The organism is Pseudomonas azerbaijanoccidentalis (assembly GCF_019145495.1).
In the GTDB taxonomy this organism is placed as follows: Bacteria; Pseudomonadota; Gammaproteobacteria; order Pseudomonadales; family Pseudomonadaceae; genus Aquipseudomonas; species Aquipseudomonas azerbaijanoccidentalis.
Map to the genome: position 1 here is coordinate 798,448 of NZ_JAHSTU010000001.1, position 16,878 is coordinate 815,325.

The 16,878-nt window shown below is 60.5% G+C and carries 12 protein-coding genes; all 12 read left to right on the forward strand.

All coding sequences use genetic code 11. The features are described from left to right. Nucleotides 1-20 precede the first annotated feature (20 nt). The 12 genes from KVG88_RS03355 to KVG88_RS03410 all read left to right on the forward strand — a co-directional run bounded on the left by KVG88_RS03355 (nucleotide 21) and on the right by KVG88_RS03410 (nucleotide 16,822). On the forward strand, nucleotides 21-1,427 hold the full coding sequence (locus KVG88_RS03355) for a DUF1254 domain-containing protein (protein WP_217870322.1): 1,407 nt from the start codon (nucleotides 21-23) through the stop codon (nucleotides 1,425-1,427). Between the two features lie 12 nt (nucleotides 1,428-1,439). Continuing rightward, entirely contained in the window at nucleotides 1,440-2,387 is a 948-nt protein-coding gene (locus KVG88_RS03360) for a SphA family protein (RefSeq protein ID WP_150700592.1), read from the forward strand. Nucleotides 2,388-2,395: 8 nt separating this feature from the next. Next, a complete protein-coding gene (locus KVG88_RS03365) occupies nucleotides 2,396-3,376 on the forward strand; it encodes an AAA family ATPase (protein ID WP_150700593.1) in 981 nt (326 codons plus the stop codon). Next, nucleotides 3,373-4,308 carry a DUF58 domain-containing protein gene (locus KVG88_RS03370; RefSeq protein WP_150700594.1) on the forward strand — a complete coding sequence of 312 codons (936 nt, stop codon included), beginning with the start codon at nucleotides 3,373-3,375 and terminating at the stop codon, nucleotides 4,306-4,308. The genes KVG88_RS03365 and KVG88_RS03370 overlap by 4 nt, the downstream gene beginning before the upstream one ends. Next, nucleotides 4,305-4,886, forward strand: coding sequence for a DUF4381 domain-containing protein (locus KVG88_RS03375; protein WP_217870323.1), 582 nt, complete (start codon nucleotides 4,305-4,307; stop codon nucleotides 4,884-4,886). The genes KVG88_RS03370 and KVG88_RS03375 overlap by 4 nt, the downstream gene beginning before the upstream one ends. Further along, nucleotides 4,873-5,865 (forward strand): vWA domain-containing protein, encoded by a 993-nt coding sequence (locus tag KVG88_RS03380; protein WP_217870324.1) that lies wholly within the window; start codon nucleotides 4,873-4,875, stop codon nucleotides 5,863-5,865. Before KVG88_RS03375 ends, KVG88_RS03380 begins: the two co-directional genes overlap by 14 nt. A 1-nt stretch (nucleotide 5,866) precedes the next feature. After that, a complete protein-coding gene (locus KVG88_RS03385; protein WP_217870325.1) occupies nucleotides 5,867-7,447 on the forward strand; it encodes a VWA domain-containing protein in 1,581 nt (526 codons plus the stop codon). Beyond that, a complete protein-coding gene (locus KVG88_RS03390; RefSeq protein WP_217870326.1) occupies nucleotides 7,444-8,871 on the forward strand; it encodes a BatD family protein in 1,428 nt (475 codons plus the stop codon). The genes KVG88_RS03385 and KVG88_RS03390 overlap by 4 nt, the downstream gene beginning before the upstream one ends. Continuing rightward, nucleotides 8,868-9,893 carry an HAD family hydrolase gene (locus KVG88_RS03395; protein ID WP_150700599.1) on the forward strand — a complete coding sequence of 342 codons (1,026 nt, stop codon included), beginning with the start codon at nucleotides 8,868-8,870 and terminating at the stop codon, nucleotides 9,891-9,893. Before KVG88_RS03390 ends, KVG88_RS03395 begins: the two co-directional genes overlap by 4 nt. 74 nt (nucleotides 9,894-9,967) lie before the next feature. Further along, the gene (locus tag KVG88_RS03400; protein WP_150700600.1) at nucleotides 9,968-11,548 is read left to right on the forward strand and encodes an arylsulfatase; all 1,581 of its coding nucleotides are present in this window, start codon (nucleotides 9,968-9,970) and stop codon (nucleotides 11,546-11,548) included. A gap of 189 nt (nucleotides 11,549-11,737) precedes the next feature. Next, nucleotides 11,738-14,251, forward strand: a complete 2,514-nt coding sequence (locus KVG88_RS03405; protein ID WP_217870327.1) for a fused MFS/spermidine synthase — start codon at nucleotides 11,738-11,740, stop codon at nucleotides 14,249-14,251. A gap of 210 nt (nucleotides 14,252-14,461) precedes the next feature. Next, the gene (locus KVG88_RS03410) at nucleotides 14,462-16,822 is read left to right on the forward strand and encodes a tetratricopeptide repeat protein (protein WP_217870328.1); all 2,361 of its coding nucleotides are present in this window, start codon (nucleotides 14,462-14,464) and stop codon (nucleotides 16,820-16,822) included. Nucleotides 16,823-16,878: the final 56 nt, after the last annotated feature.

The following is a 16,878-nucleotide window of genomic DNA, read 5'->3' on the forward strand; positions in this document are numbered from 1 at the left end:
TTTTGCAACAAGGACGCAAGATGAACCACCGTAATTTGCTCGTGACCGCTGTGACCCTCGCCGTCAGCACCAGTGCCTGGGCCGACTTCACGGCCACGCCGGAACAAGCCCGGGGCATCGCCAAGGAAGCCTATTTGTATGGGTTCCCGGTCGTAGAGATGTACAAGACCCTCTATACCCAGGCCGTGGACAAGAAGAGTTCCAACTTCAAGGCCCCCTTCAACGAGATCGGCAACACGGCCAAGGCTTTCACGGCCAAAGACACCGCGTTCGTCACGCCGAATGCCGACACGCCCTACTCCTTCGTCTGGATGGATTTGCGCGCCGAACCGCTGGTGCTGACCCTGCCACCCATCGAGGAACACCGTTACTACTCCGTGCAACTGATTGACGCCTACACGCAAAACTTCGCGTACCTGGGCACCCGCAGCACGGGAAACAATGGCGGCCACTTCATGATTGCCGGCCCCAACTGGCAGGGCCAGCAACCGCTGAACATCGACCGCCTGCTGCGCAGTGAAAGCAACATCGCCTACGCGCTGTACCGCACGCAGTTGTTCGATGACACGGACCTGGCCAAGGTCAAGCAGATCCAGAAGGGTTACAAGGTCGAAACGCTGAGCCATTACGACAAGCACAAGGCGCCACCTGCCGCGCCGAAGATCGCCTGGCCCAAACCCGTGGCCAACATGAGCGATACCCCGGACCTGTTCCGCTACCTGAATTTCATGCTGGCGTTTGCCCCGGCCCAGGACGTTGAAAAGGATCTTCTCGCCCGGTTCAAAACCATCGGTATCGAAGCCGGCAAGCCATTCGACCTGAGCAAACTGAGCGTCGATCAACGCAAGGCCCTGGAAGATGGCATTGCCGACGCGAAGGCCGAATTCGCCGAGTTCAAGAAAACCAGAGTCGATACCCACGAAGTCACCAGCGGCGACTTTTTCGGCACCCGCGATCACCTCAAAGGCAACTACCTGTACCGCTACGCCGGCGCCAACATGGGCATCTTCGGTAACTCTGCCGAAGAAGCAAATTACATCGGTTACTTCGTCGACAAGGATGGCCAACCGGTCGATGCCTCGAAACACGACTACACGCTGCATTTCGCCAAGGGCGCCCTGCCCCCGGCCGACGCCTTCTGGTCGCTGACGATGTACAACGGCAAAAACAAGTTGCTGGTGGCCAACCCGCTCAATCGCTACTTGATCAATTCGCGCATGTTGCCCGACCTCAAACTCGATGCCGACGGCGGCGTGACCCTTTACCTACAAAAGAAAGCACCCGCCAAGGAACTGCAAAGCAACTGGCTTCCGGCGCCGGACGGGCCGTTCTATGGCGTGCTGCGCCTCTACCTGCCAAAACCGGAAGTCACCAGCGGCCAATGGAAAATGCCGTTGCTGACACCCGTTAATCAACAAAACCAGTAAGCGGAGTCAATCATGGTGAAGCAGTACGTAGTGCGCCCCTTGTTGGCGCTGTGCATGGTTGGCGGCAGTCCGCTGGTGTTGGCCGTCGAGGGCGGTGTCGGCCGACCGATCACCGGGCAGCAGGTTTTTTCCAATGCCGGGATCGTGCCGCCGGAACCAGGCTGGGTGATGTCCCTGACCAGCATCTGGTATGACGGTGATCTGAAGGGCAACTCTCAGATACCGATAGGCGGCGCAATCAGTAGCGATCTGGACATGAAGGTCTCCTACACCATGGCCAACTTCACCCATGTCTGGGACACCGGCAAAGGCCGTTGGAACTACGCCTCAGCCATCGGCGTGCCGGTACAACACACCGATGTCAGCGCGAGCATCACGGGGCCCCGTGGCCGCACCCTGGGCACCGAGGATAAGGCCACGCAGTTTGCCGACATGCTGGTGACGCCGATTGCCGCCGGTTATCACTTCGACGAGGTCAACCACATCTCGTTCTCGATGCCGATCTACGTGCCCACCGGCGCCTACAACGTCGACCGTCTGGCCAATGCAGGGCAGAACACTTACACCTTCATGCCCACCGTGGCCTTCACCCATCTCGACGGCAAAGGCGGCGAGTTCACCCTTGACACCGGGCTGGAGTTCTACACCGAGAACGATGAGACGGATTACCAGAACGGCGACCTCTTCACCCTCGATTTGCTGTGGACCCATGGTTTCGGAAATGGCTGGGCGGCCGGCATGGCGGCAGGGTACATCCAGCAGATCAATGATGACTCCGGGGCGGGCGCAACCAGTGGCTTTCGCGGGCGTTCGGTTGGTGCCGGCCCGGCGATCGGCTGGACCGGCAAGTTCGCCGATGCCCAGGCCAACTTCAGCCTGCGCTGGGTGCCGGAGTTCGACACCAAGAACCGGCCTGAAGGCAACGGCATCGCCGCCAACATGACCCTGGCGTTTTTCTAGGAGCAACCATGACCGCACTCAACGACCTCAACGCCCTGCAAGCCAGCATCGCCGAAGCCGTGCTCGGTCAGGACCAGGTGATACGCCAAATCCTGCTCGGCCTGCTAGCCAATGGACACTTGCTGCTGGAAAGTCTGCCGGGGCTGGCCAAGACCCGTACGGTGAAGGCACTGGCCAAACACCTGGACGCGAAGATGAGCCGCATCCAGTTCACGCCCGACTTGTTGCCGTCGGACATCACTGGTGCCGAGGTGCTGCATCAGGTCGAGGGAAAAAACGAGATCCGCTTCCAGCCGGGGCCGCTGTTCGGCAACCTGATCCTGGCCGACGAAATCAACCGCGCGCCGGCAAAGGTTCAGGCTGCACTGCTCGAGGCCATGGAAGAACGACAGATCACTGTGGCCGGCAACAGCCATGCGCTGCCCGAGCTGTTCATTGTCGTCGCGACTCAGAACCCGATTGAACAAGAAGGTACTTACCCGCTGCCGGAAGCGCAGATGGACCGTTTCCTGATGAAGGTGCTGCTGGATTACCCGAACGCGGAAAACGAGAGCCAGGTGTTGCGCCTGTTGCGCGAGGAGGAACAGGCCCTCGGCGCCAAGAGCGCTGCGGCGCAAGGCTTTGAGCTGTCTCAGGACGTAATCTTTGCCGCACGCCGTGAAGTCAGTGCGGTCCACGTGTCCCCCGCCATCGACCGCTACCTGATCGACATCATCAATGCCACCCGCCACCCGGCCGATTACGACGCCGACCTCGGGCGCTGGATCAACATCGGTGCCAGCCCCCGTGGTGGCATCGGCCTGGACCGTTGCGCCCGCGCCGATGCCTGGTTGCAGGGGCAGGATTTCGTCTCGCCGGACAACGTGCGCGCCGTGGTGCACCCGGTACTGCGTCATCGTCTGCAACTGAGCTACGACGCGGTGGCCGATGGGGTGAGTGCCGACCAGGTGCTTGACCGCTTGCTCGATAAAGTGGCGATTCCTGCATGAACGTAGACGGCCTGGCCTATGTCTCTCTGGCGCAGTTGATGGCCCTGGAGTTCAAGGCTCGCGACCTGAGTTTTGTTGCACGCCAGCCGCAAGGCAGCATCCTTGCCGGCAATCACGCGTCACGCTTGCGTGGTCGCGGCTTGAACTTCGATGAGCTGCGTCGCTATCAGCCCGGTGATGATTTGCGTCACCTCGACTGGCGCGCGTCATTGCGCACGGGAAAACCGGTGGTGCGCACCTTCACCGAAGAGCGCGACCGCCCGGCGTTGATCGTGGTCGATCAGCGCATGTCGATGTTCTTCGGCTCGCAGCGCAGCTTCAAATCCGCCGTTGCCGCCGAACTCGGCGCTTTGGCGGCGTGGATGGTGTTCAACGCCGGCGACCGGGTGGGTGGCCTGGTGTTCAACGATCAACGCATCGACAGCATCGCCCCGCTGCGCAGCCGCAAGCGGATCGAGGCGCTGTGCAGCCGCATCGTCGAACAGAACCAGCAACTGAATGCCGGCAACCCCGACGCCGAAGGCCAGGATCAGCTCGACAAGGTCTTACAGCGATGCCTCGCCGTGGCCGGGCACGATCACCTGATCTGCATCGTCAGTGACTTTGCCGGTGCCGGCGAACGGACGCTGCAACTGATGCGCCAGTTGGCGGCACACAACGACGTGATCGCCATGCAGGTCTACGACCCGCTGGCGCTGAACCTGCCAAAAAATGGCCGTTTGCTGATCACCCAAGGGCAGATGCAGGTTGAACTGGCGGTGGACCGTCGCCAGGTGCATCAGCCATTGGGCGATTTTCTCAGCGGGCGCCTCAAGGACGTGGCCACGCTGCTACGTCGCAGTCAGGTGCCGTTGATGATGTTCAGCACCGCCACCGAAGCCCAGGAACAACTGCGCAGTGAATTGGGCAAGCTCAGCGGGAGGCGGCGATGAACCCGAACATTCCGAGCATCGAGCAACTCAAGGAACTGGCTTTGCCGGCACCGATCAGTTATGCGCCCCAGACCTGGGGTTGGTGGGTGTTGCTGGCCGTGCTGGTGGTGACGGCACTGCTGCTGGGCGCACGGCGTTATTGGCAGTGGCGACGTGATCGCTATCGGCGCGAGGCGTTGGCGCGCCTGGCGCAGTTGCAGCAGCGCAGCGGTGACCTGAGTGCGCTGCGCGAATTACCCGAATTGCTTAAGCGCGTCGCGCTCTCCATGCCAAACACTGTCGCTGTAGGAGCAAGCTTGCTCGCGATGGCGCGCGGTCAGTCGCCGACTGTTCTGAATGTACCGGCCTCATCGCGAGCAGGCTCGCTCCCACAGGGGCCTGCGTCGCTGGGGAAAGATGATTGGCAAGTCTTCCTACAGCAGCACCTCAAGCAACCACTTCCCGCTGATTTCAGCCAGCAACTGGCGCAACTCGCTTACGCGCCTGACTCTACTTTGCAAGCCTTGCCACCCGAACAACGCCAGCAGCTGTTCGATACCTGTAAAACCTGGGTGGAGCGTCATCATGTGGCAGCTTGAATACCCGTGGCTGTTAGTGCTGCTGCCATTGCCGTGGCTGGCCTACCGCTATCTGCCCGATTACCGCGAAGCGCGAAGCGCCGTGCGCGTGCCGTTTTTTGGCGCCATGAGCCGTGCTGTGGGCGAAGCGCCCAGTAAAGCCGGTACCCGCAGCAATGCCTGGCAATTGCTGCTGAACCTGCTGGTGTGGGCGCTCCTGCTATTGGCAGCGGCGCGGCCAGTGTTCGTCGAGAAACCCATCGAGCGCCAACAACCGGTGCGCGACTTGATGCTCGCGATCGACTTGTCGCAATCCATGGAAACCACGGACTTCACCGACGCCAGCGGTCAGAAAATCAATCGCCTGGCGGCCGTCAAGGAAGTGGTGCACGGCTTTATCGACAAACGCAAAGAAGACCGCCTCGGCCTGATCGTGTTCGGCAGCGGTGCGTACCCGCAGGCGCCGCTGACCCTTGACCACGCCAGTCTGTCGCTGTTGCTGGACGACACCGGCATCGGCATGGCCGGCCCCAACACGGCGATCGGCGATGCCATCGGCCTGAGCCTGAAACTGCTGGACAAGGCCCACGAACAGGAGAAAGTCTTGATCCTGCTGACCGACGGCAACGACACCAGCAGCGCCATCACCCCGGACCACGCAGCCGAGATGGCCGCCGCCAAAGGCGTGGTGATTCACACTATCGGCATCGGCGACCCGAACGCCGAGGGCGAAGCCAAGGTCAACCTGCAAGGCTTGCAGGACATTGCCAAAACCACGGGTGGGCGTTTCTTCCGCGCCGAAGACCGCCATGCACTGGATCAGGTCTACAGCACCCTCGACCAACTCACCCCGCATCAAGTGAAAACCCTCAGCCACCAACCCAAGCGTGATCTGTTCTGGTGGCCGCTGGGCGCGGCGATTGCGCTGCTTGCGCTGTATCACTTGTGCGCCATGCTGCGCCCGCGTCTGTCCATAATTCGCCAGCGGCAGGAGGCCTGAGATGGAGATCAACCTCAGCGACTTCCACTTCTTGCGCCCTCTCTGGCTGTTGCTGCTGCCCTTCGCCGCGCTGCTGCCGCTGCTGTGGCGGCGCAGCCAGGACCTGCAACGGCGCTTGCGCAGCAACATCGCCGAACACTTACTGCCACACCTGTTGATCACGCCGAAAGATCAGCACTGGCTGCGCCCCGTGCACCTGGTCTGCGCGTTGCTGGTGCTTGGCTCGGTTGCCGCCGCAGGGCCGACCTGGGAACAGGACCGGCCGGACTTTCTGGAGAACCGGGCGCCGCTGCTCATTGCCATCGACCTGTCGCCCTCCATGGATGCCAACGATGTACAACCGACGCGCCTGGAAGCCGCCAAACACAAGCTGCATGACCTGATCCAGCGCCGCGCCGGCGCCCGCAATGCGCTGATCGCCTACGCCGGCAGCGCCCACCTGGTACTGCCGCCCACCGACGACCCGGCTCTGCTCGACACGTTCATTCAGGCACTAAGCAGCGACCTGATCGGCAAACCCGGCAAAGACGTCGGCGCAGTCATTGATCAGGCCAAACGTCTATTGGCCGCAGAAAAAACACCCGGCACCCTGCTGTTGATCACTGATGGCGCAGACACCTCGGCCCTCGGCGTTCTGGATAAAAAACTCGACAACAGCGCGCTGCAAGTGTTGATTCTGGCCGTCGGCAGTGAGGACGGCGGCATCATCAACGATGCCAGTGGCCAGCCGCGCATCGACAGCAATGGCCGCCCTGAACTGGGCAGTTTTGATCAAGGCGCGCTAAAGCAGTTGGCGTCTGCGCTGGATGCGCCGCTGGGCAGCCTGACGCTTAACAACGACGATCTGGACTGGGTCGAACTGCATGCTCGCCAACACTTCCAGGCCGCCAGCGACGAACAGCGCGAATTGCACTGGAAAGACGCCGGCTACTGGATCTGCTGGCCACTGCTGCTGATTGCGTTGTTCAGCGTGCGCAAGGGCTGGAGCCTGAACTGGATGGCCGGCCTGCTGCTGGCCGTGGGGCTCGGATTGCAACCGGCACCGGCGCAGGCCAACGCGTTTACCGATGCCTTTTTCACCCGCGACCAGCAAGGTCGCTGGGCCTTTGAGCACGACCACCTGCCGCAAGCCGCCGCCCTTTTTGTCGACCCCTACTGGAAAAGCGTCGCTGCCTACCATGCCGCCGATTTCGACTTGGCATTGGCCAGCTTCGCGCGGCTGCAAACCCCGCAGGCGTATTTCTACCTGGGCAACATTTATGTGCGGCGCTTCAAGTTCGACCAGGCCATCGCGGCCTACACCCAGGCCTTGAAGTTGCAACCGCAATTCCCCGAAGCCACGGCCAACCTTGCCTTGGCCATCGCGTTGCAGAAAGACACCGAGGACGCGGAGAAAAACGCCCCTGAGGTCAAACCCGACGAGATCAAAATGGACAAGGCGCCGGGCAAGGGTCAGAGCAAATCGGTGCAGACCGAACAAGCCGCATCGGATGAGCAATGGCTGCAAAACCTCAGCACGTCACCGGCGAAGTTCCTGAAACAGAAGTTCAGCTTGCAGGATCAAGCGGGGGCCAAGCCATGAACGCTCTGTTGAATCGAGTGGCGGCCATCGCTAGCAGGCTAGCTCCCACACTGTTTCTATATGCACCACAAATCCCCTGTGGGAGCGAGCCTGCTCGCGATAGCGTGCGCAAAATCAGCAGAATATTCGGCACCGTGCTTATTACCCTGATCAGCCTCAATACCCATGCGGCCGAACCCGAACTGAAAGTCCTCGCCCACCTGCAATCCAACGAACCGGCCATGGTCGGCAGCCTCGTCGAACTGCAACTCGACGTGCTCACCGACACCTGGTTCACCAGCGCCCCCACCCTGCCCGACCTGAAGCTGCCCGGTGCACTGGTGATGCCGCCTGATGGCCATGCTGAACACATTAATCAGAACGTTGATGGCAAGTCCTACAACGGCATGCGCTACAGCTACCTGATCACCCCGAACCTGGCGAAGGGCTTCGATATACCGCCGCTGACGGTGCGCGCCACGCCCGGCCAGGCCACTGCCGAATTGAGCGCACAGAGCCAACCCGTGCAGTTCACTGCGACCCAACCGCCAGGTTTCCAGGCGGGGGAACCCGTGCTGGTGGCCCAAGGGTTGCGCTTGACGCAAAAAACCATCAATTCGGCCACCCCGCTGAAGGTTGGCGACAGCATCACCCGTGAACTGACGCTCCAGGCCGACGGCGCCCTGGCCATGTCGTTGCCCACGCCCACACTGGTTGATATCCGCGGTTTGAGCCGTTACGCGAAGTCCCCGCAGGTCAATAACCTGGATGACGGCCGGGGCAATTTCAACGGTGGCCAACGCATCGATACTGTGACGTACCGGATCGACGCTGAGGGGCATTACAGCCTCCCGCCCATCGCCGTGAAATGGTGGGATGCCGGCACCCGGCAAACCCGCACGGCACAAGTGCCTGCGATCGATTTCGACGCCGCCGCCAACAGCGCCTACAAACCGGTGTTCTCAATCACAGAAGACCTGAAAAAACTCGGCCAGCAAAACAATCTGCACCTGTCCGGCTACGGCTTCGGCGCATTGGCGTTGCTTCTCTGCATTGCCGGGCTTGGCTGGTTCGCGCGTCCATTTTGGTTGCGCGCTCGCAGTGCCTGGCAGGCTCGGCGCAGTGCCCGGCACACGGAATGGCTGCAATCGGCTGACTACGCCTGGCAGCAAATCCCCTCGCAACTGGACGCCACCCCTGCGCAATTGAGTGCGGTGTACCTGTGGACCCGTCGCAGCCACAAGACCCTGAAACTCACCAGTCTGGGTCCGCGACTGCAAGCACTGTTACGCGCCTGTTACGGCCGCCAGCCAACAAAAGATCAGGCAATGCACCAACTCAAGAAATCCTTGACTACGCTGCATAGTCAGACCGAACGCGACAAACAATCAGTTGCTCCCGCGCTGCGACCACTCAATCCCGTTCACGAGAAGGATTTCCCATGATGAACCCGATATCACTGCGCCAGTTTCACGGGTTTAAGTTTTTGCTGACAGTGGCCTTGAGCCTGCCCCTGCTGGTACAAGCTGCCGAGCCACTGCCCTCCTGGAACGACGGCCCGTCGAAGAAGAACATCATCGAGTTCGTCCAGGCCGTGACCGATCAAAGCAGCAAGGACTTCGTCAAACCCGAGGATCGCATCGCGGTATTCGACAACGACGGCACCTTGTGGAGCGAGCAACCGATGTACTTCGAATTGCTGTTCTCCCTTGAAGAGGTCAAGCGCACGGCACCTCAACACCCGGAATGGAAAACCACCCAGCCCTTCCAGGCCGTGCTCGAGAACGACCACAAGGCCCTGGCTGCCACCGGCATGGATGGCCTGCTGAAAATCGTTGGTGCGACTCACTCAGGCATGACCACCGAAGCCTTTGACGATTACGCCAAAACCTGGCTGACGCAGGCGCGCCACCCGAAGACCGGCAAGCCCTACACCGAAATGATCTTCCAGCCAATGCTGGAAATGCTCGACTACCTGCGCAGTCAGGATTTCAAGACCTACATCGTGTCCGGTGGCGATACCGGCTTCATGCGGGCCTTCGCCGAGAAGGTCTACGGCATTCCACCCGAACAGGTCATCGGCACCACGTTCGTCACAACGTTTGATTACAAGGACGGCAAGGCGTCGATCCTGCGCACACCAAAACTGGCGCACAACGACGATGGGCCGGGTAAACCGGTGAGCATCGATGCGGTGATTGGCCGTCGTCCGATCCTTGCGTTCGGTAACTCTGACGGCGACCTGCAAATGCTGCAGTGGACGGCCGCCGGGGACGGCAAACGATTCATGGGGTTGGTGCATCACACCGATGCCAAACGCGAATGGGCCTATGACCGTCAATCGAAGATCGGGCATCTGGACAAGGCCCTGGACGAAGCGAACAAACGTGGCTGGACCGTCGTCGACATGGCCGCCGAATGGCGCCGGATCTATCCGTTCGATGCCGCCACAACCGGGCAACAGTAAAAGCAGAAGACGTAATGCAGGACCGCAATACACGTTTGTCGCACAGAGCGACGTCAGTAAAAGGAGCCAGTCAGATGACTCGCATACGCAAGTGGCTACCGAAACTCGCCCTGGTGGCGACCTCGGTCATGGCGATTTCGGCGACAGCCGCAGCCGCCGACAAACCCAACATCCTCGTGATCTTTGGCGACGACATCGGCCAGACCAACATCAGTGCCTACTCAATGGGCGTGGTTGGCTACAAAACTCCGAACATCGACCGTATCGCCAAGGAAGGCATGATGTTCACCGACTATTACGCGGAGAACAGCTGCACGGCAGGACGATCATCGTTTATTACCGGGCAGTCGGTGCTGCGTACCGGTCTGTCGAAAGTCGGCTTGCCGGGTGCGACTGTCGGCCTGCAAAAACGCGACATCACTATCGCCCAGGCACTCAAATCGCAGGGTTACGCCACCGGCCAGTTCGGCAAGAACCACCTCGGTGACCGCGATGAGTACCTGCCGACCAACCACGGTTTCGACGAGTTCTTCGGCAACCTGTATCACCTCAACGCCGAAGAAGAGCCGGAGCGTGAAAACTGGCCCAAGGACAACCCGGAGTTCACCAAAGCCTTCACTCCGCGAGGCGTGATCCACAGCTTCGCCGATGGCAAGATCGAAGATACCGGCGCCTTGAACACCAAGCGTATGGAAACCATCGACGACGAAACCACGGCCGCAGCCCAGGCGTTCATCGAGAAACAGGCCAAGGCGGATAAACCCTTCTTCGTCTGGATGAACACCACCCGCATGCACTTGTTCACCCACGTGCGTGAGTCGATGAAAGGCCAGAGCGGTATGGCCGGCAACGAGTATGCGGACGGCATGGTCGAGCATGACGGCGACGTCGGCAAATTGCTGAAAACCCTCGACGACCTGAAAATCGCCGACAACACCATCGTCGTTTACACCACCGACAACGGCCCGAACCAGTTCTCCTGGCCGGACGCGGCGACCACGCCGTTCCGTAACGAGAAGAACTCCAACTGGGAAGGTGCCTATCGCGTGCCCGCCATGGTGCGCTGGCCAGGCAAGATCAAGGCCGGGGAAATCTCCAACGAGATGTTCTCGGGCATGGACTGGTTCCCGACCCTGCTGGCGGCCGTGGGTGAGCCCGACGTCAAAAACAAACTGCTCAAAGGATGGGCGCCGACTTCCGGCGGCACCAATTTCAAGGTGCACCTGGACGGCTACAACCAACTGCCCTACCTGACTGGTCAACAGCCAAAAGGCGAACGTAAGGAGTACTACTACTTCAACGACGATGGCGTACTGGTTTCCATGCGTTACGACAACTGGAAAGCGGTGTTCTGCGAACAACGTGCGCCAGGCGGGTTCAAGGTGTGGAGCGAGCCGTTCGTGTGCCTGCGAGTACCGAAGATCTTCAACCTGCGCATGGACCCGTATGAACGTGCTGACGTGGTTTCCGATCAATACTATGACTGGACCACCAAGAACGTTTACCTGACCGAAGTGGCGATCATGAAGTCCGCAGCGTTCCTGCAGACTTTCGTTGACTATCCACCAAGCCAGCGTCCGGCGAGCTTCAGCATCGACCAGATCCGCGAGGCGGTAGATGCCAAAATCGCTGAAAAAGTAAAAGCGGCACAGTAAAACCGTTGGACCGCCGTTCGCCTTGATCGGCGAGCGGCCTTTTTCCAGGGAATGCAAACACATCCCCTGTCGGAACTGCCGCAGGCTGCGATCTTTTGACGTTCAGCCGTCAAGATAAAAGATCGCAGCCTGCGGCAGCTCCTACGCTGATTGACGTTTATATTGCCCATTGCACAAGGCAACAAATCCATGTCCTCACGTGTCGCCAGTAAGTCGTCGGCCATACCTGCCCCTCAAGTCGCCTCCCCGGCGCTGCTGATTCCCGCGTTGTTGCTGTTCGTTTCCGGTGCCGCGGCGCTGGTGTACCAGGTGTTGTGGATCAAGCAGTTGTCGTTGGTGGTTGGCGTCGAGGTGTACGCCATCACCACCGGGATCAGCGCGTTTTTTGCAGGATTGGCCCTGGGTGGCTTGTTGTTCGGGCGTTGGGCGGACACGTTGCGCCAACCGCTTCTGCTATACGCCGGGCTGGAAGTGCTGGTGGCGATACTCGGGGTTGGCGCGACTTTCGCCATGAGCCTGGCGGCCAGCCCGTTTGCCTGGCTTGAACAGCATGTAGGCCTGCTGGCGTGGGTGTTGCCCTTTGCACTGGTGGGCATTCCAGCGTTGTTGATGGGCGGCACCCTACCGGTGCTGGTCCGCTCCCTTGCGACCGATCCGCTACAACTGGGCAAGGCTGGCGGTCACCTGTACGCGGCGAACACTGCCGGCGCCATCGCGGGTACATTGCTCGCCGCATTCGTGTTGATCGCCGCGCTGGGTGTGCGTGGCAGTGCTTTGGCCGCCGCCATGCTGAACCTGCTGGCCGCCGCCGGCGCCTTGTGGTTTCAACGCCAGCGCCCGTTACTCGAAGAAGCGTCGGCCAAGCCTCACACCGAGAAAGTGCCCGACCGCCTGGCACTCTGGCTGTATTCGATAGCCGGCGGCGTGGCGCTGGGCTACGAAGTGGTCTGGTCGCAATCGATCGTGCAGTTCATGAGCACACGCACGTATGCGTTTGCCGTGGTCCTGGCCACCTACCTCACCGGTTTGTTCCTGGGCAGTGCCCTGCTCGCCCGTCGGGTCGATCGCCTGCGCGATCCGTGGGGTGTGTTCGGTTTGCTGATTGCCGGTGCCGGACTGGTCGCCCTGTTGGAAATCGCCTTGCTGGGCAGATGGCTGGTGTTCGCCCAAACCACGGTCGAAGCCTGGGTGTTGTCGTTCGGCGCCAGCGAATTACTCGGCATGAGTGCACGGTTTGCGGTGGCGGCGCTGAGTATCGTGTTTGTGCCGACCGTATTGCTAGGCGCAGCATTTCCCGTGGCCCTGCGATTGAGCGTCGGCCGCGATCATGTGGGGCGCAATGTCGGTGAAGTGGTGGCGTTCAATACCCTGGGCGGCATCATCGGTGTGATGCTCTGCGGGTTTGTCCTGATCCCGCTGCTGGGGCTGGTTCGTACCTTGGGATTGTTGGCCATTATCGCCGCTGGCATTGGCTACTTCGCAGTGCGCAAAGGTCATGGCGTGAAGAAAGGCCGGCGTCAGGCGGTGGTCGCGATCGGTCTGGTGGCTGTGGCGCTGGTGGTGTTTACCCCGGCCAACAAACTGGCCAGCCTGCTGCCCGGCGCACGCAACGGCACCTTGAACTTCTACGAAGAAGGACGTGGCGGAACCGTCGCCGTTGTCAGCCAAGGCAAGGGACAGAAAACTTTCGAGCGCTTGTATATCCAGGGCGTATCGAACACCGGCGACGCCATGCCATCGCTGCGCTACATGCGGATTCAGGCGTTGCTGCCATTACTGATCCACAACGGCGAACCCCGCTCGGCACTGGTGATTGGCTTTGGCACCGGCATCACCGCCGGTGCCCTGACACAATATCCGGGCCTTGAGCAACGTGTGGTCGCCGAACTGCTGCCGGCGGTGGTCAAAGCCGCGCCGTTGTTCAAGGGCAACTTCAATGCTGCGAGCCATTCCGGCGTCGACGTGCGGCTGCGTGATGGCCGTCAGGAATTGCTGCGCAACCCGCAGCGCTATGACTTGATTACCCTCGAACCACCTCCGCCCTCCGCGGCCGGCGTGGTGAATCTGTACTCGCGCGACTTCTACCAACTGGCTGCCAGCCGATTGAACAAACAAGGCCTGGTCGCGCAATGGCTGCCGCTGCCAACCCAGAACATCGACGATTCGCGCTCGCTGGTGCGCAGCTTCCTCGATGTTTACCCCTACGCTAGCCTGTGGACCAGTGAGTTCCATGAAATGCTGTTGGTGGGGTCGATGGAGCCGATTGAACTGGATGCGACAAAAATCAGCGAACGCTTCCAGCAGGACAGCGTGCGCAGCACCTTGCAGGACGTGGGCATTGGCTCGGCGGCCGCTTTGCTAGCCACCTGGGTGACCGACCGAGCGGGCCTTGAGCGTTTTGCGGCGAATGCGCAGCCGGTGACCGACGATCAACCGCGTATCGAATACGCGCCGTGGGTACGGGCCAAGGAGATCACGCGCGTGTTGCCCGCGTTACTGGATCTGCGCATCGCGCCACCGCTGTTGAACGCCGATCAGGGATTTACCGAGCGGATGAACACCCACCAGCAACGCCTGATGCAGTTCTACCGCGCAAGCCTCCATGCCTATGACGGCGATCGTGAAGCGTGGAGCCGGGATATTCGCGAAGTGATGCGCGGGGATGGCGGGAATCCGTATTTCCGGTGGTTTGTCGGAGAATGACAGATCGCTATCGCTGGCAAGCCAGCTCCCACAGGGTGTTGTGTCGTACCCGGATGTTATGCACTACGCCAAACTTGTAGGAGCTGGCTTGCCAGCGATGAGGCCAGCAGTATCATCACCATCATTTGACACACGCCGGCCTTCCGGCAAAGCTGCATCGAGCATGAACGCGCGCCTGACGGCAAACGCACCTGGACCACGGAAGTCGCAATGCCGAAAGATAAAAATAAAGCAGTAACCCCAAACCCTGATTCGCGCCCTACCCTGATGAGTCGCTATCTGTTCCCTGTCACCATCGGCATCCTGCTTCTGGCGGTCGTAGGTATCGGCTGGTTTCTGCTCGGCAACAACTCCGCGCCGACAACCTACGTGCCACCCAGCACACCTGTTGCGCAGCCGGCCAAACCACAACCAAAACCGGTGGCCATGGCACCGGCAACAATGGTCGACGAGCAGCAATGCCAAGGCTGCCACAGCGCCCAGGTCAAGGATTGGCAAGGCTCCCATCACCAACTGGCGATGCAGGAGGCCAATGCCGAAACCATGCTCGGCGATTTCAACAACGTCACGTTCAAGGCGGAAAACGAAACCACCCGTTTCTCGCGCAAGGACAACGACTTCTGGGTCAACACCCCGGGGATCGACGGCAAGAACGCCGACTTCAAAGTCGCCTACACCTTCGGCATCGCGCCGCTGCAACAGTATTTGATCGAGGTCGGTGAAGGCCGCTTGCAAGCGCTGGGCATCGCCTGGGATACCGAAAAAAACCGCTGGTTTCATCTGTATCCCGGCCAGGGCGTGACCTTCAAAGACCCGTTGCACTGGAGCAAACCGAGCCAGAACGCCAACTTCATGTGCGTCGAGTGCCACACCACTGGCTACAAACGAAACTTCGATGCGGCAAAAAACACCTTCGACAGTCAGTGGAACAGCCTCGGCGTCGGCTGTCAGGCCTGCCATGGCCCGGCTTCCAACCACCTGGAATGGACCGCGAAAAAAACCGACCTGATCCACGCCGGGTTTGCCGTCGACCTCAAGGACAAAAACGCCACGGTCGAAATTGAAACCTGCGCCCGCTGCCACTCCCGACGCGCACCACTGGGCGATGGTTTTACCGTCGGCAACCGGCTGATGGATGATTACCTTCCAAGTCCCCTGACCCGCGAACTGTATGCGCTGGACGGCAAGATCAAGGATGAAGTGTTCGAGCACGGTTCCTTCGCCCAAAGCAAAATGTTCGACAAGGGCGTGCGTTGCAGCAACTGTCACAACCCGCACAGCACCGAACTCAAGGCGCCAGGCAACGGTGTCTGCCTGCAATGCCACAACACCGCCGGCAAGACCCCGGTTGAAGGGGTCGACGGTAAAGGCCTGCAAGCAAAAAATTACGATTCTATTGAACACACCCGCCACACGATGGGCCAACCAGGCTCGCAGTGCGTCGATTGCCATATGCCCGGCAAGTTCTACATGGGCAATGATTTCCGCCATGACCACAGCTTCAGCATCCCCAACCCGGAACGGGCGACAAAACTCGGTACACCTGACGCCTGCCTGACGTGTCACCAGGGTAAGGCCGGAGACAAGGTCACCGAGCAATTCAAATTGTGGAGCAGTGCCAGCCCAGCGCAGGCCCCGCGTTACGACGAAAGCCTGTGGTTGATCCGCAACGGCCAACCCGGCGCGGCGCAAGCCTTGTACGAGCAACTGCAACGCAGCAACCTGCCGGCGATTCAGCGAGCGACGCTGTTGGCCGAGTTGCCGCTGTATCCGAGTGAACAGGCGCTGAAACTCGCCACCAAGGATTTGAACAACACGGCGCCACAGGTGCGAGAAAGTGCCATCCGTGCAATCAGCGCCTTCCTGCCTCCTGCGGAGCGGGCGCCGTTGTTGTCGCCGCTGCTCAATGACCCGGTGAAAGCCGTGCGCATTGCCGCCGCCCGCGATCTGCTCAGTGTCGCGCGTACCGGTCTGGGCACTGCTCAGGACAATTGGAACGCCGCCATCGGCGAGTACGAAGCGGTGCAAAAGAGCCTTGCCGAACGCGCCGAAGCCAACCTCAACCTGGCCATGCTGTATCAGGCCAGCGGTCGCAGCAGCGAGGTGGAAGGGTTGCTGCGCACGTCGCTCAAACGTGATCCGGACTTCTACCCCGCGCTGGTAACGCTGGTGCAGTGGCTGGAAGCCAATGGTCGCAGGCAGGAAGCGCAGGCGTTGCTGGCTCAAAGCCTGAAAGAACACCCGGACGCCGCCCTGCTTCAACACACTCAGGGCTTGTCGCTGGTGCGTGCCGGCAAGGCCGAACAGGCCATGCCATTTCTGCGCAAAGCCGCACAACTGGAACCGCAAAACGGTCAATACGGCTACGTGCTGGCGGTGGCGCTTCATGACAGCGGCAAAGTCGACCAGGCCTGCGAAGAGCTGGAAAGACTGCTGAAAGTACAACCCGCCAACCGCAACGCACGGTTGTCGCTGATCCAGTACTACCTCAACAACGGGCAGGAACCCAAGGCGCAGGTGCTGTTGCAGGGCTGGAAGAAAATGAACATGGGCGATCCGGCGTTGAAGTAATCGTGGACCCATCAAAAGATCGCAGCCGTCAGTTCCTACAGAGAACCGCGTATTCC